Genomic DNA, 2,694 nt, shown 5'->3' on the forward strand with positions numbered 1-2,694 from the left:
GCCGGCGCGGCCGCCGGGGCGGCCGGGCTCACCGGCCTCGGTTCGACCACCGCGGCCGCGCAGGCGACCCGGGGATCCGACGGCCAGACGGCGAACGGCCGCCTGTACGAGCTGCGCTCCGGCCGCCACAGCCTGGTGGTCGGCGGAGTCGCGGCCACCGTCCTGTCCTGGCGGGTCGACGGCACCGAGATGCTGCTGACGCACGCACCCGACGACATCGGCGAAGGCTGGCAGGGCAAGACGTTGCTGCCGTGGGCCAACCGGATCGACCAGGGCCGCTACACCTTCGGCGGCGAGGACTTGCAGGTTCCGATCAACGAGCCGGACCGCGAGTCGGCGCTGCACGGGCTGATGGGATTCACCGAGTGGACTCCGGTCGAGCACCACCGGGACCGCGTGGTGCTGGAGCACCTGCTGCACCCGCACTACGGCTACCCGTTCACGATCGCCTTCCGGATCGAATTCACCTTGCAGGGCAACGGTTTCCGCAGCACGTTGAGCGCGCGGAACGCGGGCCGCACGGACGCGCCGTTCGGCACCGCGAACCACACGTACCTGGCGGCCGGCGGCGAGCGGGTCGACGACGTGGTGTTCGAGCTGCCCGCGAACACCTACTACGTCACCAACGACCGGCTGATCCCCACCGGCAAAGCCGATGTGGCGGGCTCGGAGTACGACTACCGCACCGCCCGGCCGATCGGTGCGACCGAAATGGACACCGCTTTCACCGACCTGGACCGGGATTCCGACGGCACCGCGACCGTCCGATTCGGACGGCCCGACGGCAGCGCCGTGCAGTTGTGGGCCGACCGCACGCACGGGTACCTGCAGGTCTACACCGACGATTCGCCGGAGACGGACCGTCCCGCGCGAGCCGGCCTCACCGTCGAGCCGATGACTTGCGCGCCGAACGCTTTCGTCACTGGTGACGGAATGATCGTGCTGCGGCCCGGCCAGACCCACACCGGCAGCTGGGGCTACCGGCTGCTGGACTGATTCCGTTGCGCGGCAACGGGACTTTCCTATCCCGCCGTCGGTGCCGCGATCTAGAGTGTGCGGGTGGCTGACTACATCGAGATCCCTACCGAGGCGGGCACCTTCGACGCGCTCAGCGCCGGTGCCGAGGGCGACCGGCCGGTGCTGCTGCTGCACGGCTTCCCGGAAGCCGCGATCGAATGGCGCGAGCAGCTCAACGTGCTCGGCGGCGCGGGTTGTCACGCGGTGGCGCCGGACCAGCGCGGCTACTCCCCCGGTGTCCGCCCGCAGGAGGTCTTCGAGTACCGGCAGGAGGCGCTGGTCTCCGACGTGCTCGCGATCGCGGACCGGCTGGGCTGGCAGCGGTTCGACCTCGTCGGCCACGACTGGGGCGCGGCGATCGCCTGGGCGGTCGCGGCCGCGCACCCCGATCGGATCCGCACGCTCACCGCGGTTTCGGTGCCGCACCTGGACGCCTTCGGCCGCGCGCTGCGCGAAGACGAGGACCAGCAGCGGCGTTCGGAGTACATGCAGGTCTTCCGCCGGACGGGCTCGGACAAGCTGCTGCTGGAGGACGACGCGCGCAGGCTTCGGCGGCTCTACGAGCACAAGATCCCGGAAACGCACATCGAGGAATACGTGCAGCGGTTCTCCGAGCCGGGCGCGCTGGACGCCGCACTGAACTGGTACCGCGCCGCGAAGTTCGCCGACCCGATCGGCCAGGTCCGGGTGCCGACGCTGTACGTGTGGAGCACCGAGGACCCCGCGCTCGGCTCGACCGCCGCGCTGGCCTGCGGCGAGCACGTGACCGGACCGTACCGGTTCGAGATGTTCGAGGAGATCTCGCACTGGGTTCCGGAAGAGGCCGCCGAGGAGCTGACCCGCGTGCTGCTGGAGCACCTCATCGCGCACCAGGACGCTTGAGCGCCGATCGCGGTGCCCGGAACCGCCCGGGCACCGCGGCGCTCAGCCCTCGGCGGGGAAGCCCCCTGCGAGGAAGCCGACCGCGTCCACGCCGACCGAGTCGAACACCGGACCCTCGTGCCCACCCGGCACCACCGAGTAGACCGGCGTGTTCGGGTACAGCTGCGCCAGCTGGTCGGTGCCCTCCCGGAACACGTCGAACTCGCCGATCCAGATGCCGACCGGCACGTCACCGAGCTCGTCGACGCGGCGCAGCGGATCGGTCTCGATCCACTCCTGCTCGCTGGCGAACACGCCCTTCTCCTGCATGTGCTGCCAGGTCACCGGCAGCGCGGGGGCGATCGTGGCGACCGCGGCCAGCGGGCTTCCCGCCATGTTGCGTTCGGCCGCGTAGTTCAACGCGCCGAAACCACCGGTGGACACGCCCCCGCAGGCGAACGGCAGCCCGTCCTGACCGGCCAGCCCGCGCTCGCGCAGCCAGCCGGGAACTTCCTGCAGCAACATGCTCATCAGGTCGCCGTTGGCGGAGCCGTCGGTCCAGTAGGAGTTGAATCCGCCGTCCACGGCCACCAGCCCGAACGGCGGGATGTTGCCCGCGTCGAATTCGGGTTGCAGCGCGTCCAGCACGCCCCACGGGATCGGGCTCGGGTTCATCGCGTCGCGCCCGTGCAGGAACAGCGCCATCGGCAGGTTGGCGGTGTCCTGCAGGCCGTTCGGGTGCGCGATCATCAGCGAGGTGTCCGCGCCCCGGTGCTCGGAGTACACCGTCTCGACGTTGACCAGCGGCGGGCCGGA

At 70.9% G+C, this 2,694-nt stretch carries 3 protein-coding genes; 2 read left to right on the top strand and 1 reads right to left on the bottom strand.

Translation table 11 applies throughout. The features are described 5' to 3' along the window. Together IJH84_RS14280 and IJH84_RS14285 are read left to right on the top strand one after the other, a co-directional pair. A partial coding sequence (locus IJH84_RS14280; RefSeq protein ID WP_295145172.1) for an aldose 1-epimerase family protein occupies positions 1-996 on the top strand: 996 nt, incomplete at its 5' end. 63 nt (positions 997-1,059) lie between these two features. Next, the gene (locus tag IJH84_RS14285) at positions 1,060-1,899 is read left to right on the top strand and encodes an alpha/beta hydrolase (RefSeq protein ID WP_295145175.1); all 840 of its coding nucleotides are present in this window, start codon (positions 1,060-1,062) and stop codon (positions 1,897-1,899) included. Positions 1,900-1,941: 42 nt separating this feature from the next. Here the strand turns inward: IJH84_RS14285 and IJH84_RS14290 are convergent. Then, on the bottom strand, positions 1,942-2,694 hold a 753-nt coding region (locus IJH84_RS14290), incomplete at its 5' end, for an alpha/beta hydrolase-fold protein (RefSeq protein ID WP_367269024.1).

The sequence above is a fragment of the Saccharopolyspora sp. genome (assembly GCF_017434145.1).
Classification (GTDB): domain Bacteria; phylum Actinomycetota; class Actinomycetes; order Mycobacteriales; family Pseudonocardiaceae; genus Saccharopolyspora_C; species Saccharopolyspora_C galaxeae.